The following is a 23,743-nucleotide window of genomic DNA, read 5'->3' as shown; positions in this document are numbered from 1 at the left end:
ATGAAATAAACGAAAAGTATGGGAATAAAACGTTAGCCGAAAGAGGTGAATATCTATGAACCAGCAGCCGCTGTTCGACCGCATTCGCAAAGGGTTGATCGTATCGTGTCAGGCACTTGAGAATGAGCCTCTCTACGGAGCGGAGACGATGGCCAAAATGGCGAAATCGGCCGCCGTCGGAGGCGCCGTCGCCATTCGCGCCAACGGTTCGCAGGATATCGCCGCCATCAAGAGCGTTACGAACTTGCCGATTATCGGTATCATCAAAAGAGATTATCAGGATAGCGACGTTTATATTACGCCAACGCTGGAAGAGATTCGGCAACTTATGGAAGTGGGGGTCGATCTGATTGCGCTGGATGCGACCCGGCGTCCCCGGCCGAACGGGGAGACGCTCGAATCGCTCATCGCTTATATGAAAGAACGGGGCCAGAAAGTGATGGCCGATATATCGACGTTGGAGGAAGGGCTCTATGCCGCTTCGCTGGGCGTGGACTGCGTCTCGACGACATTATCCGGCTATACGCCGTATTCGCCGCAGCAGCCCGATCCCGATTACGCCTTAGTCAAGGAGGCGGCCGAGCGATTAACGATTCCGGTCTTTGCGGAAGGGAAAATTCATACGCCGTCGCAAGCGGCGCAAATGCTCATGATCGGAGCCCATGCCGTCGTCGTCGGTTCTGCCATTACACGTCCCCAATTGATTACCGAAAGGTATGCGGCCGAAATCAGGAAAGCGATGAAACAATGGATTTGAAGACGTTGAACTTGTAAAAAAATAGATGCGGCGTTCGGCGGCGGCAGCAACGCCGAGACGCCGGTAAAGGAGCTTGCGACATGAAGAACGAACGATTGACGGACGTCGTCGTCCTCGGAGGCGGCCTGGGCGGATGTATGGCCGCATTGGCCGCAGCCAAAATGGGCGTGCGCGTGATCATGACGGAAGAGACGGATTGGCTGGGCGGCCAACTGACAAGCCAGGCGGTTCCGCCGGATGAACATCAATGGATCGAAAAATTCGGCTGCACGCAAACGTATCGCGAGTTTCGCAACCGAGTGCGTGCGTATTATAAACAAAACTACCCGATGACGGAGGAAGCGAGAAACAACGAGCTTCTTAATCCGGGCAACGGCTGGGTAAGCCGGCTATGCCATGAGCCGAAGGTGGCGTTGCGCGTAATCGAGGATATGTTGGCCCCTTACGTGAATAGCGGCCGTATCACGGTATTCTATCATTTCAGGCCGACTGCAGCCGCCGCGAACGGAGACCGGGTGGAAAGCGTCACGATTACGCATACAAGCACAGGCGAAGAAATTGTGTTAAGAGGAGAGTATTTCCTCGATGCGACCGAATGCGGGGACGTGCTGCCGCTAGCGGGCGTGGAATATGTAACGGGAGCGGAATCCAAGCGCGACACGGGCGAACCGCATGCGCTGGAAGAGGCGAATCCGCTCGACATGCAATCGATCACGCATGTGTTTGCGCTCGATTACGTGGAAGGCGGTGATTTCACGATCGAGAAGCCGGAGCAATATGATTTCTGGCGCCAATACGTGCCGAAGCACACCCATTTTCCGCTATTAAGCTGGTATGCGAACGACACGGACGATACGACGCAGATGAAGGAATACGGCCTCTTTCCCGACGGGCGCAAAGACGCCGCCGGACGCGAGGTGCTGCCGCTGTGGACGTATCGCCGCATCGTCGACCCGGCCTTATTCGAGCCCGGGTTATATGAGGGCGATATCACATTGATCAACTGGCCGCAGAACGATTATTTTCTCGGCCCGATTATCGGCGTCCCCGAAGCGGAGCGGCAGGAGCATTTGGCCAATGCCAAGCAGTTGAGCCTTTCGCTCGTCTACTGGCTCCAGACCGAAACGCCCCGCCCGGACGGGGGGCGAGGGTACCCGGGCATCCGGCTGCGCACAGACGTGCTTGGCACCGAGGACGGGCTGGCGAAATACCCGTATATTCGCGAATCGCGGCGGATCAAGGCCGTTTATACGATCACGGAGCGGGATGTCAGCAAAGAAATACGCGGGGCGCAAGGGATATGCCGTTACGACGACAGCGTCGGGGTCGGCAGCTATCATCTGGACGTCCATTTGACGACCGTCACGAACCGGACGTTCTATATTCCGAACTATCCGTACGAAATTCCGCTCGGGGCGCTCCTGCCGATTCGGATGAAAAATTTGCTGCCGGCTTGTAAAAATATCGGCACCACTCAAATTACGAACGGCTGCTATCGTCTCCACCCCACGGAATGGAATATCGGGGAGTCGGTCGGTTATTTGGCGGCCTATGCGTTGCGGAATAAAGTGACGCCGCACGAAGTGCGCGCCGATCGGGAGCATCTTCGCGCTTATCAGGCGCTGCTGCAACGGCAAGGGGTCCAAATTCATTGGCCGGACGATCTCGAACTTTAATGCAACGAAAAACCGCCGCTGGCATCGCGGCGGTTTCGTTATATTAATTGCCTGCCAAATTGCGCTCCTGCTTCTTGGCGCCGAATGTAAAACTGCGCGCGATGTAGAGCGCCGGCGTCGAAGCGATGGAGACAACCGATTTGGCGACATAGGTTGTGATCAAAATTTCCAGCCATACGTCGAGCGTGTAAAGGCCCGCGAAGGCGATCGCGCAGAAGATCAGCGAGTCGACCAGTTGGCTGATCAAAGTGCTGCCGTTGTTGCGAATCCATAATTGATTGCGTTTCGGCGTCACCTTTTTCAAGAATGAGTAAATGCGAACGTCAAGGAATTGGCTGCAGAAGTACGCTGCCAGGCTGCCGATTGCAAGCCGCGGCATGAGGCCGAAGATCGTTTGCAGCGAAGATTGGGCAATGTCCGTTTCCTGCGGCACGAACACCAAAGCCATTTGCATAATAATCGTCGTAGCGATCAGCGTGAAGAAGCCGAACCATACCGCCTTCTTCGCATCCTTCTCGCCGTATTTCTCGTTCAGCAAGTCGCTCGTCATATAAATCGTCCCGTACATCGTATTGCCGAGCGTCATGACGATGCCGAACATTTCAATGGTTTTCGCTACTTGAATGTTGGCGATCACCGTTGCGAAGCCGACCCAGGCGTACAAGCCTTGCTTGCCGAACAAGCGGTAGCAGGCGAGGAACAATGCGAAGTTGACGACGACAAACCCCACACCCCAAATAAAATTGAACATGACGAATAAAGCCTCCTTAGTTTTGATAACGCGGGATGGTTACGAACCGCGGCGCTTGGCACGAATCCAAGCGCATTTCATTAATGTATCACAGGCGGGCGCAAATGAAAAGAATTACCTTGCTGTAAACAGAAATTTCCGGTCTAGAACCTGTCAAGCGGAACGGTATTTCAAGGGGAAACCCGCCTTCTTGAGCGGCATATGGCCAGGCGGGAACGTCATCGTGATGACAGCCCCGCCGCCGGTATTGTTGCGCGCGGCAATCTCGCCGTTGGACCGTTCGACGATCGCCCGCGAAATAGCCAATCCGAGCCCGGACTCGCCGTCTTTCCCTTTCACGAAGCGATGGAACAGATAAGGCAATATCGTTTCGTCGAAGCCTTGGCCGTCATCGGCGACAGCAAGCCTGACCCATCCCTCCTGATCGCGGCTTAATCGGATATAGATATTTTTGGCGGCATAACGCGCGGCGTTGGATACGACATTCAGCAGCGCCTGCAGCAGCTTATCCCGGTCAGCGGCGACATAGACTGGCCCGTCTTCCTCCGTCTGAGGGTGCATCACAAGACCTTTTTGCACAAGCAGCGGATTCATTCGCTCCATCGTTTCCCGGATCAAATCTTTCAAATCCACACGTTCCGTCCGATATACGTCCTCTTCGCTATCGAGCTTGGCAAGCAGCGTCATTTCCGTGACGATCTTGGTCAATCGGGCGCTCTCGTCCATGATGATATCAAGCCCTTTGCGCATGCTCTCGCCTTCAAATACGCCGTCGCGTATGCCTTCCGCATATCCCGCAATGGACATGAGAGGGGTCTTTAGCTCATGCGACGCATTTTGCACAAATTGCTTCTGCACCCGATTGAAGCGGTGCAATTCCGCGGCCATATCGAACACGGTTCGCGCCACCGATCCGATCTCGCCTCCGGCACGTATGAATTTGACATCGGAGAATCGCCGTTGCTTCACTTTTTTCAATTCTTCATTCAAATCCATTAGAGGACGCATCAACTTCTTCGTAATGAGCAGGCTTAATAGAAACATCAATGCCGCGCCGAACCCAAAGACGATCAACAATCGCCCGAGTAATACTTGTTCGATTTCCCGAATCTTGCTTAGAGGCGTTCGCAATGTCAGCGTTCCTTCGGGGACGGCGACGATCTCGGTGATGTACGCTTGGTTCCATTCGTTCTGCGGGCGTTGCAGGATCTTGACCGTGTCGCTTGTCATTACTTCGATAGGCTTGGTTTTATATGCGAAGGTTTGCTCCACGATGTTGCCGTTCCGATCGGTTAAGATCGCTTCCGTCGGTATGGTCGTTGCGGGAACGAAGACATGCGCATCTCCGCTTTGGATCGGAGCGACATCGGAAAATTTGGCGATGGAAACCGCCATGGACTGGCTGACCGTTTTCATTTCTTCCTTCTGCGTTTCAATAAAGTGATTCATCAACACATAATGAATCATCACGGCGGCAATCGATAAGACGAGCACTAATGAGACGCCAAAGGCGATATTCATCTGATGGATTAATTTCATATCTTTTCACGCTCCTCTTGCCGCATCCGATAGCCATGTCCCCATACCGCTTCGATCGGGAAATGGGGCAGCTTTTTGCGCGTGCGCTTGATCAAATGATCCACGGCCCGGTCGCTGCCGAAGTAGTCGTTCCCCCATACGAAAGTCAGCAGCTCGTTTCTTGAGAACGCCCGATTCGGATGCTCGGCGAATACCGTCACCAATGCGAATTCCTTGCTCGTTAAATCGACTTCTTCCCCCGACCAGAACGCGCGCCGTTCGTCTAACAGCAATTGAAGCGGTCCGATCTCTACCTTGCGGGACGCTTGTTCTCCGGAGAGCGCATCGCTCATCGCGCGCATTTTATACCAGCGCTGAAGCTGGCGCTTCACTCGGGCCACAAGCTCCCTCGGACTGAAAGGCTTGACCATATAATCGTCGCCGCCTAACTCAATGCCTAATATTTTATCCACTTCATTATCCCGCGCCGAGATCATAATAATAGGAACTTCGGCCTCGCTTCGGATTTTTCGGCAAAACTCATACCCGTCCATCCCCGGAAGCATGACATCCAGCACCCACAGGTCCGGAGGATTCGTCCTCCATAAAGCCCATGCTTCTTCGGCCGTCTCCAGTCCAACGGTTTGATAGTTTTCCTTCTGTAAAAACGCCTCTACCAAATGGCGTATATTCGAATCATCGTCGACAACGGCGATCACAAAGGGTTGATTCATGCTCCGACCTCCTGATCATTATCAGCTTTAGTATAACAGTCCGCAAGCGGGACGTGGGATTTTGCCATCGTTTTTCCACAAATGGGCCAATGTTCTGCCATCGGCGTTTCGTACACTAGCTAGTAGAGGTTGTTCAAAAAGCCCCCTTTTGATCACGAAGATGAGCTGGGAGCGAACTCGACATCGAATCTTGCGTTCACCCTCGAAGTCCGGTGCTCATGTAGGTTTTGCCTACACTCCGCTCCTCCTTCTTCGGGTTCTCGCAACCTTCTCGGTGCTGAAAAGTCGACTTTTTGAACACGCACTAGTAATAGATTCTCTATAACCGAAAAGGAGTGTTCGAGATAAAAAAAATCGCTGTGGGGGCAGGAATGAAAGGGAAGTTTGTAAACAAGGCAGTATTGACGGTTCTATGTTGTTTGCTTGCGGCGGGATGCGCGGGCGGCGCCGGCCGGAAGCCGGTTGAAGAGGCCCAATCGACGCTTAAAGTTCTTTATTTCAACGAAAGCGCATTTTATCAGCAATATGGCGACTTATTCAGCATGGAGAACAAGAATGTCGAACTCGAGGTGGTAAGCACTCAAGGCTTGAACAACAATTTGGAAGACAAAACATACGAAGAAGCGTTTAACGAACTCGTGGAAAAAGAGAAGCCGGATGTGTTGTTGTTAGACCCGGGCACTTTTGCGGAATATATTAACGATGGCAAGCTTCTGGAATTGGATCCGCTCCTTAAGAAGGATCAATATTCTGTAGAAGGAATTTATCCGGGGTTGCTCGATATGTTAAAGGAATTGGGCGGAAGCAAGCTGTACGGACTTGCCCCCACCTTTTACGGGAACGCGGTTTTCTACAATCGGGAGTTGTTCCGGAAGTATGGGGTAGAACCGCCGCATGACCAAATGACCTGGCAGGAAATATTGGACTTGGCGCGCCGGTTTCCGGCGGATGGGGACGAGGAGTCGCGGGTATACGGGTTCGGCAATGACTATTCGGCATCCGTGGACTATTTGATTAATAAAATTGCGAGCTCCGAAGATCTGATGTACGTCAATCCGGCAACGATGAAAGTGACGGTCGACACCGATTCCTGGAAAAGGGTCTATGAACTTGCTATTCAAGCCAGCAGCGCGGGAGTGGTCTATAGCCCGAAGGATGGCGGTTTTATGGGCGGAACGATCGAGCAATTCTATCGAAGCCAACCTTTCCTTATGGGACGGGCGGCGATGATGGTAGGCGATCCGTTTACGCTGCAAATGTTGAAGCAAGCGAAAACCGCAATCAAAGATTACAAACCGTTTGAGCTTGGAATGGTGTCCGGGCCTGTAGATCCGGCCGATCCTTCGACGACCCGAAATGCCGGCATCAACGAAATTTTTGCCATTCACGCCCAATCGGCGAATCAAGATATCGCGTGGGAATTTCTGAAATTCGTGAACGGCGAAGATTACGCCCGAGTGAAATCGAGATCGATGAACGGCGATTTGATGTCAAGGATGGGGTTTATGAAAGACGATAACGGGCAGAGCCTGGATGTGTTCTACGCTTTGAAACCGAAGCTGAACCGGAACGATATGAATTCGCGTAAAGTTCCGACGGAATTCCGCGGGCAGTTCCAATCCTTGATGAGCGAAGAGATTGCTCTGGTTCAAGAGAACAAGAAGTCGCTCGACGAAGCGCTTAAGACGATTCAGGAGAAAGGGCAAGCGGCTTTGGATCAAGCATTGAAAGTGCAAAAGGACAATAAGGGGAACCAAGGCGGCGACGCGAATGAGGTGTTTATTATGCCGCGGCCGGCAAACTAAAGATTTGTGTAAATCCCTGGCTTTGAATAGGCGGCTTCGTGCAACCTATTTTATAGCCTGGGATTTTTTGCGTATCATGTTACTTAAAAACGGAATTCGCGTTATACTAAGGAAATTGAGTAGCCAGATTTACTTAGACAGGAGGAAATTTGTTCCATGATACCGATCGCTAAACGCGCTTTGCCATTCTTGTTAACCGCATTCCTCGCAATTTCCTTGACCTGTAAAACTGTGTCCGCCACCGAATTTACAACCCTCCCTGAACCGGTGTGGACAGCCGCCGTACCGGCCAATACGACAACGGACGAATATTATAAGAACCTTTATTTCACGGGACAAAGGCCTCTTCCCGTCGTAAACTCCGATTCCCGAACTGCATTTACATTCCTGTACCAGTCGGGTCTATCAACAGGCAAGTACAAATTACTTGCTTTGGACGACGACAATGGGCGGCAGAAATGGGTGCATGCTTCCCCTTTTAAGTACAATCCGTTTGATATGGATCGATTCGGCAACGTTTACTACCAAGATGAAGAAAAGTCCGGAAACCGGATGATCTACAAGTTGGTCGCCCTGGATGCAAATAATAAGCAACGCTGGGTGAAGACGTTTGACAACTCATTCAATTACAACGTGCTTGACGACGGACGCATCGCGGTCGTTACTTTTTCCAGGGAGAACGTCACGGTTACCCTATACTCGAAGGAAGGCAAACTGCTCGTTGCAAGGAAGTTTGACGGGGAAATTCGACATATTCAGGGAAATTACATAGGAGTACGAAACTTAAAAGCGCCGAACAGTACAACAACGATCGATATCTATTCCATATCTTCCGGCAAGAAAATCGTGACGGTTGCACAACCGCAGGATTATATCAGTAACGTATATGCCGACTTCGACGTGCTAAGCGGCGGAACTCTTCTCGTTCCCATATACAATGCGAAGACCGGCGTAGAGACCCTGAACGGCTACGCACCCGACGGGCAGAAAAAATGGAGCAGGACCTTGCCAAAACCGTCGCAAGTGACTGAAACCGGAACGATGTACGCGAGAACCATTTACGACTCCTTGTTCGTGTCTGTCGGCAACAACTTTGTGATTCAGGAAAAAAATAAACTTAGCTTGTATGACACAAACAACAAACTGATCGCGGAGAAGACGTTTTCGGAATTGCCGGGACAGGGCAAATTGCAAAGGTTAGACGATCAGACCTTCGTCTTTGGAGCAGTAGAGGAAAAAGAACCGTGGTATTTCGCATCCGAACCCGAACCTAAGAAGGCGATCTATTATGTCCTGGACTCTCGTACACTGGGGATCATGAATTCGCTCGTGATTGATGACGCCCTTTTTAACCAGGCGGATGTACGCTTTCATGATGCGAATACGTTTTATATTGACACGAAGGATCGCCTTGCCAAGTATGTTCTGAAATAGTCTGTCATTGTTGTGTTAGTTCCTAATGCTCGGTTTATAGGTAGTTGACCGCGCGGCCGAAGCTCTCCGAAGTACATTTCCAGTTGACACCGGCATCGTCTAAGCCTACATTTTTAGAGTATATTGGTCATCCGTTGCCGGGGAGTGACTGCCTTGTTCATGAGCGGAATATACCGGAAGCGCATCGGCAGCAATTTGTTCGTTCGAATGGTCTTCATATTCTCTGTCATTGCGATTATAACGATCGTGACGCTTTCTCGCTGCAGACCGCCGGAGTGGGAACTGTTCGATCTGGAGAAGGACCCGTACGAAGTGAACAATGTATACTCGCACCCCGACTATGCGGACACCGTCCGCCAGTTGAAACAGAAGCTTGCGCGGCTGCAGCGGGAAGTTCTCGACGAGCCTGTGGAGCAAATCGATTAATCGTTCTTGACAGAGAGGGCTGTCCCATTAGTCATCGAAGATGCCAATGGGCGGCCCCTGTTTTTGTAACCGGAAAATCCGGGTAAGCATGAAGTGTCTTCACGACAAGCGGCAAGCGCGGAAGAAACCGCTTAATGAAGCAGTATAACGCGCTGTCGGTTCGACGCATGACGGAGCCGGAGTGTGTATTCGGATAAAGCAGTCTTCTGCCTAGAAGGGGATGTCTCACATAGTTTCCAAGGCGATTCGCGCAGCGCTTTGTTTGGCGGTAGCGAAACTGGTTATCCTTATTAGGCTCAAAATGAGGACGTTCCTATCCTAACGAAAGTACGTATCGCTATTTATTAGAAATCGGCGGTTTTACCGCCTTTTTCCCCTCATTAACGTGTTCTAGTTTCTTTACACGCGCAACAAGGTAATTTACAGGCTAATAGCGTGTATATGTTTCGTTAGCCCGCCTGAGGTCGCCACCCGCTGCGGTATTTTATGAAATGATTCTATCCTGCAAAAAATACAACATTAGGAGCGGTAAAACTGCAAATTTTGCAGTGATGTTGTAAAAAATACAGCATACTGGCGCCTAATATGCAAAATCGGCGACGATGACGTGTTTATGTTGTACATTCTACAACCATTCGGTCCGTGAAGCTCATTTCGGTTCAGTAATGTTGTACAGAATACAACTTACATGTTGCCTTCGGATTGGGAAGCGCCCAAGTCGCTCGATCCGCGTAACCGCTCGTTCCGCTTAGCCGCTCGATCCGCTCGACTGCCGCCGGTTTCTTTCGAAGCGGCTCGGCGCCGCCTTCTGTTCAACGATAACTTGGGCGAAATCCGTTTCCAGCTAGGGCGTTTCCTTACTCGGGGAAGTCGATGCTGCGGATCGTTATCCTATAGCCCAGATACGGTTTCCCACCTCGGAGAGCGTCCTTTATCTTTTCTCCCGAATTCCCAGCAGCTCGGGCACCGTAACAAACGTATACCCTTCCTGCTGCAGCCGGGGGATGAGCGCGTCAAGCGCCTGCACCATGCCGGAGAGGTCCTGGTCCCAGTTGCCGGCGCTATGCATGAGCACGATCGAGCCGGGCCGAAGCTGGCTAAGCACAATGTCCTGTATCGTCGCGGAATCGATTTGCTTCCAATCGAGGGAGTCGACGTTCCAGCCGATGACTTTATACTTCATTTTGACCAGTTCCGTCATTAATTCTTCCGTTAAAGCCCCATAAGGCGGGCGAAACATTCGCGGCTTCATCCCCGCCGTCCGCTTGAGCGCCTTATCGGTCTCGGCCAATTCCCACTTCATCCGTTCCACGCCTTCTTTGACCAGCTTCGGGTGCCAATACGTATGGCTTCCGATCGCATGGCCTTCTCGGTGAATGCGCTGCGTTATTTCCGGCAATCCGTCCGCTCTCGAACCTAACAGAAAAAACGTGGCTTTCGTATCGTATTTTTGTAGAATGTCCAGAACCTGCGGAGTAAAGCGGATATCCGGTCCGTCGTCGAAGGTGAGCGCAATTCGGTTTCCTTTCTCCGGGCCGTGCAAGAAAAATGTCTCCGGGAACTTGCGCTGCAGTTCGGCGTTGTCGGCTGGTCGAACGACGCGCTCCGTCGTCTCCGAGCCGCCGGCGAGTTCGTTCGCCGGGTCGGCGGGATCGGGGAGGGGAACGGCTTGGTCGATTTGCGTTCCGCGCGCGGCGGTTCCGCCGTTTGCCAGCGAACTCTCGTTCGTTTCCGCGGCGTTTTCGCTATGTATGGACCGGTCCGGTTGTTCCGCCTGAGGAGCCCGGGCCGTGCAGGAAACGATGACGAGCGCGGCGATCGTCAGTTGAATATAGGGTGCAATCCGTTTCAAATGATATAACCTCCATCGAACTTCGTATGTTCGTAATGTGAACTGGAAGGGTCGGGAATATACATCGGTTGGGCGATATTCCCGGTTTCAGCAACTTCCCGGCTCGGCGAACATTAAAAAAACACGATTCCACAAAAAGCTACGACATGGAGGAAGCCGAAGAAAGCGTTTACGATGTAGATAGGAATTCACATCTTATGGCGTAAAGGAGGTCTGTTATGAAAGCTTCTGTTCAGGCCGCGGCGGGAATGAAGCGGAAGGGCGGCGAGTACAGCGTGCTTCGATTTATGTGGAAGTACAGGGCGCTCTATTTTATCGCGATTCCGGGCATTTTGTATTTTCTTGTCTTCAAGTACGTCCCGCTGCTCGGATCGGTGATCGCTTTCCAGGACTTTAACATTTTCAAAGGGTTTTTCGGCAGCGAATGGGTAGGGTTGAAGCATTTCCGGACGATGTTCGAACATTACGATTTTTTGCGCATTTTGAAAAACACCCTCCTGATCGGCATATACGATCTGTTGATCGCGTTCCCGGCTCCGATCGTGCTGGCGCTTCTTCTCAACGAACTGCGGCTTGTCGTATATAAACGCATCCTGCAAACGATCGTATATATGCCCCATTTCTTGTCATGGGTCGTGATCGCGGGGATGTCGGTCGCCATCTTATCGCCTTCCACCGGTATTTTGAACCAATTTCTCGCCTGGTTCGGCATCGAACCGATATATTTTCTCGGGGAAGAATCTTATATCCGCGGCGTATTGATCGGATCGGGCATATGGCGCGACGCCGGATACGGCACGATCATATACTTGGCCGCCCTTGCCGGAATTAATCCCGATCTGTACGAGGCGGCGGAGATGGACGGGGCGAGCAGGTGGAAGCAGACCTGGTCCATTACCGTGCCGTCGTTGTTGCCGACGATCATGATCTTGTTTTTGCTGCATATCGGCAAATTTCTCGACTTCGGATTCGAACGGGTATGGGTGTTCTTGAACGCGCTCAACATGAACAACGGGGAAATTCTCGACACTTACATTTACCGTGCCGGTTTGCTGTCGCAGCAATACAGCTACACGACCGCCGTCGGCATATTCAAATCGCTCGTCGGCCTTGCGCTTGTCATGATCGGCAATTTTCTCAGTAAGAAAACAACCGGAGAGAGCTTGTATTAGAGGGGGAAATCCTATGAATCGCAAAGTGAGCGTGGGCCGGCGAACGTTTCATGTTTTTAATCTGGTTCTGTTGACCCTGATCGGCCTTACGATGTTCCTGCCGTTTCTAAATGTCATCGCGCAGTCGTTAAGCTCCTCCGACGCGATCATACGCGGAGAAGTCAGCTTCTGGCCGAAACAGTTTACATGGATCAACTATCAATACGTCTTCAGCGATGCGTCGATTTGGCGGGCGTTCGGCGTATCCGTGTTCGTTACCGTCGTCGGTACGTTCGTCAATTTGGTGGCTACCGCGTCGCTCGCGTACCCGATATCGCGCCAGGAATTCGTCGGACGCAATGCCGTCGCGATGATGGTGCTTATTACGATGATTTTCAGCGCCCCGTTAATACCGAATTTTATTTTGATCAAAGAGCTGAATTTAATGAACTCGCCGTGGGCGTTAATATTGCCCGGCGCGATCAGCGCATTCAATTTTTTCGTGATGCGGTCGTTCTTCGCGCAGCTTCCCGCCGAATTGATCGATTCGTCGCGCATCGACGGATGCGGCGAAATGCGGATCATCTCCAGCATCGTCGTGCCGTTGTCCAAACCTGTCATGGCGTCGCTCGGGATTTTCTATGCCGTAAGCCATTGGAACGCATACATGAATGCCCTATACTATATAAACAAGCCTCAATGGTGGCCGCTGCAGGTCAAATTGAAAAAAATGTTCGAAACGGACGATATCAGCATCGACCCGTCGGCATCGCAATTCAGCGATTTGGTGCATACTTCGCCGGAAGGGATCAAGATGGCGGCGATTATTGTCGCAACGCTCCCGATCGTGCTCATCTATCCGTTTTTACAGCGGCATTTCGTCAAAGGAATGATGATCGGCTCGATCAAATCTTAACAAAACACCAGCGCACATTAATTCATTCCATTTTGTAACGGCTGAAAGCGCTTTATAATCAAATCACCTTTAAAGGTATATTTTTTCTAATTTGGGAAAAGGGGGACTACGATGAAAAAATGGATTGGCATCGCGTTAGTAACGATTTTGACGCTTGGCATGCTGCTTGGCTGCGGCTCGGATAAGGCGGGCGAGACTCGGAATGAAACCGGGGGAGGGGAACCCGCCCCGCAGGAGACGGACAATAAACCTGCCGAACCGACGAAGTTTTCGATTTCCATGCGTACGTTAGCCTTTGGACATGTGGAGAACTCGCCGAATATTAACGAAGACAAATGGGTCAAGAGACTGGAAGAACTGACGAATGTGGATTTGGACATTCAATTGGTGCCGCATAAAGAATACGAGCAAAAAATGGTGCAAATGTTCGCGACGAACGATATTCCCGATGTCGTGCAAGGGCAAGGCGGCGTGACCGGCAAAGAAATGGCCGGTTCGGTCGAAGCGGGCGTATTCATGCCGTTGGACGATTTGCTGAAAGAGCATGGGCAAAATTTGTTGAAGGTCATTCCGCAAGACGCCTGGAACCAGATGACGTATGACGGTAAAATCTACGGCATTCCGGAATGGTTGTCCAACCCTTCGCGCCGCGCGACATGGATTCGCAAAGATTTGCTGGATCAAACGGGACTTCCGGTGCCGAAAACAGTGGATGAGTACTTGAATGTGCTTCGCGAATTTAAGAAAATAGGGGTAGAGAATCCGTATATGGGACGTCAAGATTTCAAATATGCGGATACGTTCTTCGGCGCTTTCGACGCGTTCCCGTATTTAAGCCAATTCGAGCTGGTAGACGGCCAAATCTTGCCGAAATTCGCCGATAGCGACAAAATGATGAAAGCGCTTGAAGTTTACAAAACGATGTATGACGAGGGCTTGATCAATAAAGAATTCGCCACGATTAATCCGACGACGTTCAAGAATACCATTCTATCCGGCAAAGCCGGCATATGGTCGATGAACGCCAACGAACTGCTGCAGTGGGAAGCGCAGCTCAAGCAGAACGCGCCGGAAGCGGAACTGGAAATCATCTCTTCCCCCGTCGGGCCTGACGGCAAAGGCGGATATTACTTGTACGGCAGCGTCAACCGCTCCTATTTTATTAACAAAAATTACAAGGAACCGGAAAAAATCATTCAATTTTTCGACTGGATGGTTTCCGAAGAAGCGGAGAAGTTTTTCACGTTTGGCGTAGAAGGCGAGACGTACACGGTCGACAACGGGGAAATCAAATATACCGCCCCGACGGAAACGCAAGCGGTAGACGAAGAACGTTACAGACAGGCGTTTTTATGGATGGTTCAAGATACGACCTACAACAAAGGCGCGCTCAGTTTGACGGAAGAAGGCCGCAAGCTGATCGACGTATACGACAACATCTTGGCGAATGAAGGGCGCGACGGCATCGATTTCGAGCCGCGGCTGGAAGCGCTCAAGAAAAATCCGGATATTACGCCGAATTCCGATACCGCGGCGCCTCTGATCGTTCAGCATATGGTCAAGATGGTGTACGGCCAAGAGAAGATCAGCGACTGGCCGAAAGTGGTCGAGGAATGGAAGTCGAAGGGCGGAAACGACGTGATTAAAGAAGCGACCGAAAAATACAACAACAAGCAAGGCGTTAAGATGCCGCGCCGATAATTATTGTTAATCCATCGGGAAGGAGCTCCTCCTATGTATCGAATCCTTATTGTTGACGACGAACCGATCATCTTGAAAGGCTTGCAAGTGTTGATTCAACAATCCGAGCTTCCGATTTCGTCCATACGTATGGCAGCGAACGGACAGGAAGCGTTGGAGAGGATGGAGGAGGAGCTGCCCGATTTTATATTCTCGGATGTGCGGATGCCGGTCATGGACGGACTGGAATTGTGCAAGCGCATCCAGGAGATGGACGCGGATGTGCAGACGGTGGTCATTTCCGGCTACGGCGATTTCGAATATGCCCGCCAATGCGTCGGTTACGGCGTCAAGGAATATTTGCTCAAGCCGGTATCCAAAGGGCAATTGCACGAACTGCTGGCCAAACTGGCCAAAGGCAAGTCCAAGCGCCGCCAGTCGGGCTACTTGTCGATCGCGAAAATGGATCGGTGGCTCGAGCAGTTCGAGCAGGCCGTTTATTTCTTGGAGAAAGATACGTTGGAGCGGTTGCTGGACGAATGGGAGCAAGAAATTGAAGGCTACCAGTTGCAGCGAGCGCAATATGTGGAACTGGTCGAACAGTTCGATCATCTGCTCATGAAGAAGTTGAAAGCCAGAAGCGTCAATATCGCTGTCGTCCCGTTGCAGCTGCGGCAGGATTGTTCGGCGGAAGCCGCCTGCAAGAGGTTTCGCGATCATATTAGCGAAACCTTCCGCAATTTGGAGAAGATGCGCAAAGGGAAAGTGAAGGATCCGGTCGAAGAAGCGAAGCTATATATCGAGCAAAATTTGCGCAGCGAGGTTTCGCTGGAAGAAGTCGCGGATATGCTCGGGATTCATCCGAATTATTTCAGTTTGCTGTTCAAGCAGATGACGGGAGAGACGTTCATCCAATATCGGATTCGCTGCCGGATGAACCAGGCGAAGAAAATGCTTGGCATGCAGCATATCCGAATTACGGACATTTCGTATGAAGTCGGATACGCCGATCATTCGCATTTCACGAAGATGTTCAAAAAAATGGAGGGGCTCTCCCCGTCCGAATACCGCTTGAAAAAGTTAGGAATTCAATAATGAGGGGCAGCATTTCGCGCAAGCTGTACGTCTACTTTCTAATCGTCATTCTGCTGTCGCTGTCGATTATCGGCGCCGTTACGTTCACGCAATCGACCGCCCAGTTGGAGCGCCAATCGGAACGGTATATGTCCCAAATGATTAACAGCGCCGTATATCATACGGACCTGTATTTGCAAACGTACGAGAAGGCGAGCAAATCGATCTTGTCCGATTCCGATGTCATGAAATTCGTCGATATGGAGCCGGACAATAGTTACGACTATTATTTTTTTAAGAATCAGATCGAGAAAAGAGTGTTCGACCGGACGTTCACGCTTTATCCGCAAGTGAACTTGATCGCCTTGATCGGCGATAAGGGGAGGGCGCTCATCACCCATCATGTGCGCCAAATCGATGCGAACGAATACGATCCGATGGAATGGTACGCGCTGCTCGACGAGAAGCTGCCGGCCAGCGGCGGGTACGAAATTATGAACACGAAATTATCCCACGAGGAAGGCGACCATTGGATTACGTTGGCCAGAAGGGTGAGAGGCTTGCTATCGCATGATCCGCACGGCATATTGGCCTTGGAATTGAACACCGACGAAATCTCGAAGCTGTGGGGCAATATGGATCTCGGGAGCGGCGGATATTCGTTCATTATCGACGATTCCGGCGCGTTTATCGATAAGCCGAAGGAGGTCCCGGAAGCGGATTTATTGGATGAGCGTTTGAAACAAAAGCTGCTCGGCGGCAATAAACTTTCATTCATGAGCTCGGTCGGCGACGGCGAAAAACGGATGTATGTGGCGCAGAAGCTGGAGTCCGCGAATTGGCGGCTGGTCATTTCGGTGCCTGTCCGCGAATTGCGGGAGCCGATCCATCATATTCAAAGGACGATCGTCATTGTGGCGGCATTGACGTTTTTACTTGCATTGTGGATTTCCATCCGTTTCGGCCGTTCGATCGTCAGGCCGATTCAATTGTTGACGAAAGCGATGCGCGAGACGGAAAAGGGCAATTGGATGCAAATTCAGGAAATTCGCAATCAGGACGAGACCGGATATATGATCCGCAGCTATAACTTGATGGTGACGCGCTTGTCCGAAATGATCGAACGGGTATACGAAGCGGAACTCGATTCGAAACGGTCGCAGCTCGAAGTGCAGCGAATCGAACTGGAACGGCATAAAGCGGAATTCCAAGCGCTGCAGTTGCAGATCAATCCGCATTTTCTGTACAACACGCTCGAGGCGATCAAATGTTATGCGGTGGTGCAGGACTCGGAAGAAATTATGGAAATGGTGGAAGCGATGGCCTTCATGCTGCGCTATGCCATCCAAACGAATTTGCAGGATATATCCGTCGTCAATGAATTGAAGCATGTCTTGAACTATATGACGATTTTGCAGTACCGAAGCCAGAAGCCGTTCGAGCTGGACGTTCGCGTACCGTCGGAATTGCTGCTGTACCGTATGGTTCGGCTGACGCTGCAGCCGCTCGTCGAGAATGCGTTTCTGCACGCTTTTCCGCAAGGGCTTCAGGAGCATCACTACATCCGCATTCAAGCGGAGATTGCCGGCGACCGTTTTCAAGTGATCGTGGAAGACAACGGGGAAGGAATGCCGGAGGAGAAGCTGAAGCAAATCCGCCGCAAGCTGGAGTTGAACCAGCTCGCGGAGACGGATTCGCATTCCATTTATCATCAAGGCGGCATCGGATTAATGAACGTGCATCGGCGCATTCAGATGGTGTATGGGGAGCAGTACGGTTTAACCGTCGAAAGCGCGCTTTCGCAAGGGACGAGAATGATCATGTCGATGCCGTTTGAACAGAGCATGATTTGCACATACGGAGGGGAAGAACATGACGAACATTGATTTAACGGGGCGGATCGCCTTGGTTACCGGATCGAGCAGCGGGATCGGGTTGGAGATTGCGCGGACGCTCGCCGCGGCGGGCGCGAAAGTAGCCGTCAATTACTTGCAGGACCGCGAGGGAGCCGAGCAAGCGGTCGCGGACATTCGCGCGGCGGGCGGCGAAGCGGCGTCGTTTCAAGCCGACGCGGCGCAGCCCGGACAATTGGAAGCGACGGTCGCGGCGATCGGGCAGACGTTCGGTCGATCGGTCGATATATTGGTGAACAACGCCGGCCATCTCGTGCGCCGGGTGCCGAACGGAGAGATGACGGAAGAGCATTACGGGAAAGTGATGGACGTCAATTTCAAATCTTGCGTGTTTGCCTGCAAGGCGGTATTGCCGGGGATGATCGCGAGCGGCGGGGGGCGGATCGTCAATATCGCTTCGGTCGCCGCCCACGACGGAGGCGGACCGGGAGCGACGATATACGCCGCGGGCAAAAGCGCAATGATCGCTTATACGAAAGGGCTGGCCAAGGAAGCGGGGCCGCACGGGATCAACGTGAATGCCGTATCTCCGGGTTTTATCGGGCAGACGAGATTCCATGCCGCGTTTACGCCCGATGCGGCCAGAGCGGCGACGATCGGCAAAATTCCGCTCGGACGGGAAGGAACGCCGCAAGACGTGGCCCATGCCGTACTGTTCTTCGTTTCGCCGCTGGCAGCCTATATTACCGGCGAGACGCTGGAAGTGAACGGCGGCTTATTGATGAGATAATCAGACTTGCGAGGGGAAGGGATAAGATGGGTACAGCATTATATCAACCGCAGAGCGGTCTGTTGACCGTTCAGTATCAACCGGACGAAACGACCCGGCTTGTCGAAAATCCGCCGCGATTTACGTGGATTCCCGCACAGCTCGAGGAAGACTGCTATGTGCTGCAAATTAGCGAAGACGGGCAATTTCAGGCGGAGCGGACGCTTACGTTCGCTCCGATTCCATATAATTTTTACACGCCGGACCGGGTATTGGCGCCTGGGACGTATTATTGGCGCTACGCTTTATGGGACGGGGGCAAGCAGCAATCCGAATGGAGCGTCGCGAGGCGCTTCGTCGTCCCGGAGGGCTTGCCTGCAACGGCGCTGCCCGCAAGGGAGAACCGTTATGCGCAAGCGCAGGAGGAGCATCCCCGCTTATGGCTGCAAGGAGCCGAGGAGGTGGCGCGCTTCCGGGCCAAAGTGAAGGCGGATCCGATTGGCTCCGGCTGGCAGCCGTTCTACGAGAAATCGGTGCTGCCTTGGACGGCGCGCGAACCGATCCCCGCGCCGCAGCCTTATCCGAACAATCAGCGGACGGCGCCGTTATGGAGAAGCATGTATATTGCCTGCCAGGAAGCGCTCTATGCGATTCGCCATCTCAGTATGGCGGGCGTCATTCTGGAAGACGAGGCGCTGCTCGGCAAAGCGAAAGCGTGGCTGCTGCACGTCGCGGCATGGGATGCCGACGGGGCGACGAGCCGGGATTACAACGACGAAGCCGCCTTTCGGATCGCCGGCGCGCTCGCATGGGGATACGATTGGTTGTACGGCGAATTGTCGGAGGAAGAGCGCGATGCGGTTCGGGGCCAATTGCTGCGCCGCACGCAGCAGGTCGCCGTCCACGTAATCGAGCGCTCCAAAATCCATCAAGTGCCTTATGACAGCCACGCGGTTCGATCGCTGTCCTCCGTGCTTGTGCCATGCAGCATCGCCATGCTGCATGAAGAACCGCAAGCGCGGGAGTGGCTGGATTATACGATGGAATATTACTGGACATTGTATACGCCATGGGGCGGCGCGGACGGCGGATGGGCCGAAGGGCCGCATTACTGGACGACAGGCATGGCGGCGCTGCTCGAAGCGATCGAGTTGATGAAGAAGTATACCGGACTTTCGCTGTACGACCGGCCTTTCTTCCGGAAGACAGGCGACTTTCCGCTATATTGCTACAATCCGAATACGTCGACGCGCACGTCGTTCGGCGACAATTCTACGCTCGGCGAAGCGATCAGCACGAAAGTCGGATATAATATCCGCCAATATGCGGGCGTCACGGGCAACGGCTGGTATCAATGGTATTACGAGAAGGTCAAGGATCTCGATACGGATGCGGATTCGAAATTTTATAATTACGGCTGGTGGGACTTCCGGTTTGACGATTTGCTGTATTTGCACGATTATCCGGCTGTCGAGGCCGTGGAACCGAAGGATGCCGAACCGGTCAAATGGTTCCGCGATGTCGGCTGGGTCGCTATGCATCATCGGATGGAAGATCCGGACGAGCAAATCATGCTGTTGACGAAAGCGAGCGAATACGGCTCCGTAAGCCATAGCCATGCGGACCAGGGGGCCTTTCATATTCACGCCTACGGCGAACCGCTTGCGGTCGAAACCGGTTATTATGTCGCTTTCAACAGCTCGATGCATTTGCGCTGGCGCAGACAGACGGTTTCCAAGAACAGCATTCTGATCGATGGGAAAGGACAGTTCGGCGATATCGACAAGGCGCTTAATATGGCGGCCTCGGGCCGGGTTGAAGAGGTAAGGCGCGAGAAAACGTACAGCTATGTGCGGATGAACGCAACGAACGCGTATATGGAAAACGTGCCGTATATGAAACGTTATGTGCGTGAAATTTATTTCGTGCGGAACAGTTATTTCGTCGTCGTCGATTCCGTCGATTTATCGGAGCCCGGAAGGGTGAACTGGTTGTTCCATACGCTGTACGAAATGAACGTCAAAGGGCAGACGTTTCAAGTTAACGGCCGCAAGGCGTCGATGGAGGGGCGGTTCGTATTCAGCTCGTCGGGCGATTTGACGCTGTCGCAAACGGATGAATTCGTCGGGGTGGATCCGCGGGAAATCGAGGGGCTTACGCGCCACTGGCATCTGACCGCCACGACGCCGCAGGCGGGGTCGCACCGCATCGCGGCATTGCTCGTGCCGAAGCGGAAGGCGGAGAGCGGCAAATATGTGTCTTATTTTGTGGACGATCAAGGGTTCGGCTACAATTTATATTGCACGGATAACGGAGCGACGCAGAAGATCGAGATCGCGAAGGCGTTTTGAACGGCGGGTAATTAAAAAAATACGTATTATATCATTTTTTTGTCATACCTATTGACGGCATTATGTTGTAAAATAGTTGGTAATGAGTTGAAAAGCGCCTCCTCAGGCGCTTTTTCCAACATCTTAGAAAAAGCGTCGCAGCTGCGGGTTCGAAAAGCGGATCGCAAGCGGCGGCGCGCGTGGGATGGTGAAGCCTATGAACGAACAATATGGCAGGCAATCGCCGGAGATCGTGACATTCGGCGAATCGATGGGGTTGTTCATGCCGGCAAGCTCGAAAGGGATCGCTTACTCGTCGCAGTTCGAGAAATCGTTCGGCGGGGCGGAAAGCAATGTGGCGATCGGCGTCTCCCGTTTGGGACATACGGCCGGATGGTTTAGCCAATTGGGCAGGGATCCGTTCGGCACAATGATTATGAAAGCTCTGCGCAGCGAAGGTGTCGACGTATCGCGCGTCAAATATACGTCCGAAGCGCCGACGGGACTCATGTTCCGCGAAGTCGTCGCCGGCAAGTCTTCGGTCTATTATTACCGCCGCCATTCCGCTGCCAGCATGATGGGTCCTTCCGATCTCGACGAGTCGTATATCGCCGGGGCGAAGCTGCTGCATATTACGGGAATTACGCCCGCGCTCAGCCCGACATGCCGGGAAACGGTGCTCGAAGCGGTTCGCATCGCGAAGAAGAACGGCGTCAAAGTTTGTTTCGACCCGAATTTGCGTTTGAAGCTGTGGACGCTGGAAGAGGCGCGGCCGGTTTTGTTGGAACTCGCCAACGAGGCGGATTATTTTCTGCCGGGATTGGACGAGCTTGCTTTGTTGTATGAAACGGAGAAATTCGACGAAATACTAGTAAAGTTGAAACAATTGTCGGCCGTGTGCGTCATCAAGGGCGGGGGAGACCGCACTTATTTGCTGGATGCGGGCGAATTGAGCGAAGTGCCTTATTTCAAAGCGAAGCAGGTTGTTGACACGGTCGGCGCCGGGGACGGCTTCTGCGCCGGATTTCTGGTCGGATTGTTGAAGGGGATGAGCCATGCCGAAGCGGTTCGGCTCGGCAACTTGATCGGCTCGATGGTCGTCCAAATGGAGGGCGACTGGGAAGCGATTCCGACATGGGAAGAAGCGAAGGCGGTCCTGGACAATATCAATCATATAGAACGGTAGGATAACGATATGAAAAAAATCAAATTGGTGCAACAAATTGTAGATGCAGGGGTTGTCGCCGTACTGCGCGGCAATTCCCCGGAGGAAGTTGTGAAGATGGCGGAGCAGGCAATTGCCGGCGGCATTAAAATCATCGAAGTGACGATGACCGTGCCTTATGCGCTGCAAGCGATCGAGACGCTGGCGAAGCGTTATTCCAGCGCCGATCCGGCAGCGGACAACTACGCCGTTATCGGTTCCGGAACGGTGCTCGATCCGGAAACGGCCCGTGCTACCATCTTGGCCGGAGCGGAATTTGTCGTCGGTCCGTGCCTGAATGCGGACACGGTCAAGCTGTGCAATCGGTACCGCGTGCCGGTTATGCCCGGCGTGATGACGATTCAAGAAATCCAAACGGCGCTTGAGCTCGGTGCGGATATCGTGAAGCTGTTCCCGGGCAATCTGTACTCGCCGTCGATGATCAAGGCGATCAAAGGCCCGCTGCCGCAGGCCAATATTATGCCGACAGGCGGCGTATCGCTCGACAACTTGGGCGAATGGATCAAGGCGGGCGCCATAGCGGTCGGCATCGGCTCGGATTTGACGAACGAAGCCGTCAAAACCGGCGACTACTCGCTCGTGGCGAAGAAAGCCGCACAATATATCGAAGCGTACCGCGAGAGCCGGCGCTAATGATAAGGAAGGGCTGTTCCCCTGAGTTGGGGCGGCCCTTTCCTGTTGTTGTGCCTTTGGAGCACGTTTCGTAACTGCAAAAATCCATTTATTTTTCCCGGAATGGGCTCATTTGCATGAACTAAATGCAAAAATCCAGTTGTTGCGCGCCCCAAAGGCCCAAAACGGCCTATTTTTCGTTTTGTAAATGGAAAATTGCAGTTACATGAAGCGAACAGCGGCAAATGTTAGATGGATTTTTGCAGTTGCTCGCTGCACGTTACCCTGCACGAACATGCCGGACGATTCCGTACTCAACCCGACACTCACCCCGCACGATCATGCGATTCCGTACCCATCCCGGACGCAGGTCCCACTGCATGATCCGCAGCACGATCCCATTGCACGACCCCGATGCAGATCCGGTTGCACGGTCCCGCAGCATAATCGCCTCCGTCTTGCGGGCGATCGCCGCCCTAGATCGATACCGATTCCCCCGGGCGCAATGCCGTGCCGCTTAACCCTTTCTCTTTCAACTGCTTCACCCATGCTTCCGCGTCCTGCACGATCGGCGGGAAGGTGCTGTGATGGATCGGGATGTAAGTCTTCGCCTTCAGCCACTCGGCCGCAATGGCGGCTTCGTCCGGCCCCATCGTGAAGACGTCGCCGATCGGAAGCGCCGCCGCATCGATGCGATGCAGTTCGCCGATCAGCTTCATGTCGCCGAACAGGCATGTATCGCCGGCGTGATAGAGCGTTTGGCCGTCCATCGTCAGCAAAATGCCGGCAGGCTGGCCGCCGTGAAGGAACTTCCCGCCTTCCAACTCGAGCCCCGACGAATGAAACGCCAGCGTCAGCTTTACGGTGCCCCAATCGAACGTATGCTTTCCGCCCAAGTTCAAACCGAACGTCTTCAAGCCTACGCCCGCAAAATAAGCGGCGATTTCATGAATGCCGACGATAACGCAGTCGTTCCGGCGGGCGATTTCTTCCGCATCGGCTACATGATCGTAATGCCCGTGCGTCAGCAGCACCGCGTCGACTTCAACTTCCTCCGGCTTGACGGCCGCGAGCGGATTGTTGCGGAGATACGGGTCGATTACGACCTTTTTCCCGCCCGATTCAACGATGAAGCAAGAGTGTCCCAAATATGTAAGTTTCAAGAGTACCCTCTCCTTTC

Annotated in this window: 20 protein-coding genes; 14 read left to right on the top strand and 6 right to left on the bottom strand. The window is 52.8% G+C overall.

Annotated features, from left to right (window positions below; translation table 11 throughout):
• Window positions 1-55 precede the first annotated feature (55 nt).
• Both LQ229_RS03180 and LQ229_RS03175 read left to right on the top strand, forming a co-directional pair.
• On the top strand, window positions 56-757 hold the full coding sequence (locus LQ229_RS03180) for an N-acetylmannosamine-6-phosphate 2-epimerase (RefSeq protein WP_216537379.1): 702 nt from the start codon (window positions 56-58) through the stop codon (window positions 755-757).
• Window positions 758-837: 80 nt separating this feature from the next.
• The gene (locus tag LQ229_RS03175) at window positions 838-2,433 is read left to right on the top strand and encodes an FAD-dependent oxidoreductase (RefSeq protein WP_230190939.1); all 1,596 of its coding nucleotides are present in this window, start codon (window positions 838-840) and stop codon (window positions 2,431-2,433) included.
• Between the two features lie 43 nt (window positions 2,434-2,476).
• Here the strand turns inward: LQ229_RS03175 and LQ229_RS03170 are convergent, their stop codons facing one another.
• From LQ229_RS03170 to LQ229_RS03160, 3 genes are all read right to left on the bottom strand, one after another.
• Window positions 2,477-3,184: a queuosine precursor transporter gene (locus LQ229_RS03170; RefSeq protein WP_216537381.1), complete on the bottom strand. Its 708-nt coding sequence runs from the start codon at window positions 3,182-3,184 to the stop codon at window positions 2,477-2,479.
• A gap of 153 nt (window positions 3,185-3,337) precedes the next feature.
• On the bottom strand, window positions 3,338-4,723 hold the full coding sequence (locus LQ229_RS03165) for a HAMP domain-containing sensor histidine kinase (RefSeq protein ID WP_230190938.1): 1,386 nt from the start codon (window positions 4,721-4,723) through the stop codon (window positions 3,338-3,340).
• The gene (locus tag LQ229_RS03160; RefSeq protein ID WP_230190937.1) at window positions 4,720-5,436 is read right to left on the bottom strand and encodes a response regulator transcription factor; all 717 of its coding nucleotides are present in this window, start codon (window positions 5,434-5,436) and stop codon (window positions 4,720-4,722) included. Before LQ229_RS03160 ends, LQ229_RS03165 begins: the two co-directional genes overlap by 4 nt.
• 335 nt (window positions 5,437-5,771) lie before the next feature.
• On the opposite strand from LQ229_RS03160, the gene LQ229_RS03155 reads away from it, so the two are divergent.
• From LQ229_RS03155 to LQ229_RS03145, 3 genes are all read left to right on the top strand, one after another.
• Complete coding sequence (locus LQ229_RS03155) at window positions 5,772-7,241, top strand: extracellular solute-binding protein (protein ID WP_230190936.1); 1,470 nt, start codon at window positions 5,772-5,774, stop codon at window positions 7,239-7,241.
• Between the two features lie 156 nt (window positions 7,242-7,397).
• Complete coding sequence (locus LQ229_RS03150) at window positions 7,398-8,675, top strand: hypothetical protein (RefSeq protein WP_216537385.1); 1,278 nt, start codon at window positions 7,398-7,400, stop codon at window positions 8,673-8,675.
• Between the two features lie 159 nt (window positions 8,676-8,834).
• On the top strand, window positions 8,835-9,101 hold the full coding sequence (locus LQ229_RS03145; RefSeq protein ID WP_216537386.1) for a sulfatase/phosphatase domain-containing protein: 267 nt from the start codon (window positions 8,835-8,837) through the stop codon (window positions 9,099-9,101).
• A gap of 684 nt (window positions 9,102-9,785) precedes the next feature.
• Here the strand turns inward: LQ229_RS03145 and LQ229_RS27080 are convergent.
• A complete protein-coding gene (locus LQ229_RS27080) occupies window positions 9,786-9,917 on the bottom strand; it encodes a hypothetical protein (RefSeq protein WP_290370010.1) in 132 nt (43 codons plus the stop codon).
• A gap of 115 nt (window positions 9,918-10,032) precedes the next feature.
• Window positions 10,033-10,953 (bottom strand): polysaccharide deacetylase family protein, encoded by a 921-nt coding sequence (locus tag LQ229_RS03140; RefSeq protein ID WP_230190935.1) that lies wholly within the window; start codon window positions 10,951-10,953, stop codon window positions 10,033-10,035.
• Between the two features lie 248 nt (window positions 10,954-11,201).
• On the opposite strand from LQ229_RS03140, the gene LQ229_RS03135 reads away from it, so the two are divergent.
• From LQ229_RS03135 to LQ229_RS03095, 9 genes are all read left to right on the top strand, one after another.
• Window positions 11,202-12,125 (top strand): ABC transporter permease subunit, encoded by a 924-nt coding sequence (locus LQ229_RS03135; protein WP_230190982.1) that lies wholly within the window; start codon window positions 11,202-11,204, stop codon window positions 12,123-12,125.
• A 13-nt stretch (window positions 12,126-12,138) separates the two neighbouring features.
• The gene (locus tag LQ229_RS03130; RefSeq protein WP_216537389.1) at window positions 12,139-13,020 is read left to right on the top strand and encodes a carbohydrate ABC transporter permease; all 882 of its coding nucleotides are present in this window, start codon (window positions 12,139-12,141) and stop codon (window positions 13,018-13,020) included.
• 111 nt (window positions 13,021-13,131) lie between these two features.
• Window positions 13,132-14,721 carry an extracellular solute-binding protein gene (locus LQ229_RS03125; RefSeq protein ID WP_216537390.1) on the top strand — a complete coding sequence of 530 codons (1,590 nt, stop codon included), beginning with the start codon at window positions 13,132-13,134 and terminating at the stop codon, window positions 14,719-14,721.
• Window positions 14,722-14,754: 33 nt separating this feature from the next.
• Window positions 14,755-15,795 (top strand): response regulator, encoded by a 1,041-nt coding sequence (locus LQ229_RS03120; protein ID WP_230190934.1) that lies wholly within the window; start codon window positions 14,755-14,757, stop codon window positions 15,793-15,795.
• Window positions 15,795-17,660: a histidine kinase gene (locus tag LQ229_RS03115; protein ID WP_230190933.1), complete on the top strand. Its 1,866-nt coding sequence runs from the start codon at window positions 15,795-15,797 to the stop codon at window positions 17,658-17,660. The genes LQ229_RS03120 and LQ229_RS03115 overlap by 1 nt, the downstream gene beginning before the upstream one ends.
• The gene (locus LQ229_RS03110) at window positions 17,647-18,417 is read left to right on the top strand and encodes a glucose 1-dehydrogenase (protein WP_216537393.1); all 771 of its coding nucleotides are present in this window, start codon (window positions 17,647-17,649) and stop codon (window positions 18,415-18,417) included. Before LQ229_RS03115 ends, LQ229_RS03110 begins: the two co-directional genes overlap by 14 nt.
• 26 nt (window positions 18,418-18,443) lie before the next feature.
• Window positions 18,444-20,747 (top strand): DUF4962 domain-containing protein, encoded by a 2,304-nt coding sequence (locus LQ229_RS03105; protein WP_230190932.1) that lies wholly within the window; start codon window positions 18,444-18,446, stop codon window positions 20,745-20,747.
• A 196-nt stretch (window positions 20,748-20,943) separates the two neighbouring features.
• Window positions 20,944-21,912: a sugar kinase gene (locus LQ229_RS03100; protein ID WP_230190931.1), complete on the top strand. Its 969-nt coding sequence runs from the start codon at window positions 20,944-20,946 to the stop codon at window positions 21,910-21,912.
• 9 nt (window positions 21,913-21,921) lie between these two features.
• Entirely contained in the window at window positions 21,922-22,584 is a 663-nt protein-coding gene (locus tag LQ229_RS03095; protein ID WP_216537396.1) for a bifunctional 2-keto-4-hydroxyglutarate aldolase/2-keto-3-deoxy-6-phosphogluconate aldolase, read from the top strand.
• A gap of 455 nt (window positions 22,585-23,039) precedes the next feature.
• Here the strand turns inward: LQ229_RS03095 and LQ229_RS03090 are convergent, their stop codons facing one another.
• Window positions 23,040-23,726 carry a metal-dependent hydrolase gene (locus LQ229_RS03090; protein WP_230190930.1) on the bottom strand — a complete coding sequence of 229 codons (687 nt, stop codon included), beginning with the start codon at window positions 23,724-23,726 and terminating at the stop codon, window positions 23,040-23,042.
• Window positions 23,727-23,743: the final 17 nt, after the last annotated feature.

It is taken from the genome of Paenibacillus sp. CECT 9249, from assembly GCF_918697855.1.
Lineage (GTDB): Bacteria > Bacillota > Bacilli > Paenibacillales > Paenibacillaceae > MSJ-34.
This window is presented reverse-complemented; position numbering and strand designations above follow the sequence as displayed.

What these genes read in the sequence shown, in the direction of transcription:
- LQ229_RS03180 (WP_216537379.1), top strand. Translation starts at nt 56, where the DNA reads ATGAACCAGCAGCCGCTGTTCGACCGCATTCGCAAAGGGTTGATCGTA.
- LQ229_RS03175 (WP_230190939.1), top strand. Translation starts at nt 838, where the DNA reads ATGAAGAACGAACGATTGACGGACGTCGTCGTCCTCGGAGGCGGCCTG.
- LQ229_RS03170 (WP_216537381.1), bottom strand. Translation starts at nt 3,184, where the DNA reads ATGTTCAATTTTATTTGGGGTGTGGGGTTTGTCGTCGTCAACTTCGCA.
- LQ229_RS03165 (WP_230190938.1), bottom strand. Translation starts at nt 4,723, where the DNA reads ATGAAATTAATCCATCAGATGAATATCGCCTTTGGCGTCTCATTAGTG.
- LQ229_RS03160 (WP_230190937.1), bottom strand. Translation starts at nt 5,436, where the DNA reads ATGAATCAACCCTTTGTGATCGCCGTTGTCGACGATGATTCGAATATA.
- LQ229_RS03150 (WP_216537385.1), top strand. Translation starts at nt 7,398, where the DNA reads ATGATACCGATCGCTAAACGCGCTTTGCCATTCTTGTTAACCGCATTC.
- LQ229_RS03145 (WP_216537386.1), top strand. Translation starts at nt 8,835, where the DNA reads ATGAGCGGAATATACCGGAAGCGCATCGGCAGCAATTTGTTCGTTCGA.
- LQ229_RS03135 (WP_230190982.1), top strand. Translation starts at nt 11,202, where the DNA reads ATGAAGCGGAAGGGCGGCGAGTACAGCGTGCTTCGATTTATGTGGAAG.
- LQ229_RS03130 (WP_216537389.1), top strand. Translation starts at nt 12,139, where the DNA reads ATGAATCGCAAAGTGAGCGTGGGCCGGCGAACGTTTCATGTTTTTAAT.
- LQ229_RS03125 (WP_216537390.1), top strand. Translation starts at nt 13,132, where the DNA reads ATGAAAAAATGGATTGGCATCGCGTTAGTAACGATTTTGACGCTTGGC.
- LQ229_RS03120 (WP_230190934.1), top strand. Translation starts at nt 14,755, where the DNA reads ATGTATCGAATCCTTATTGTTGACGACGAACCGATCATCTTGAAAGGC.
- LQ229_RS03115 (WP_230190933.1), top strand. Translation starts at nt 15,795, where the DNA reads ATGAGGGGCAGCATTTCGCGCAAGCTGTACGTCTACTTTCTAATCGTC.
- LQ229_RS03110 (WP_216537393.1), top strand. Translation starts at nt 17,647, where the DNA reads ATGACGAACATTGATTTAACGGGGCGGATCGCCTTGGTTACCGGATCG.
- LQ229_RS03105 (WP_230190932.1), top strand. Translation starts at nt 18,444, where the DNA reads ATGGGTACAGCATTATATCAACCGCAGAGCGGTCTGTTGACCGTTCAG.
- LQ229_RS03100 (WP_230190931.1), top strand. Translation starts at nt 20,944, where the DNA reads ATGAACGAACAATATGGCAGGCAATCGCCGGAGATCGTGACATTCGGC.
- LQ229_RS03095 (WP_216537396.1), top strand. Translation starts at nt 21,922, where the DNA reads ATGAAAAAAATCAAATTGGTGCAACAAATTGTAGATGCAGGGGTTGTC.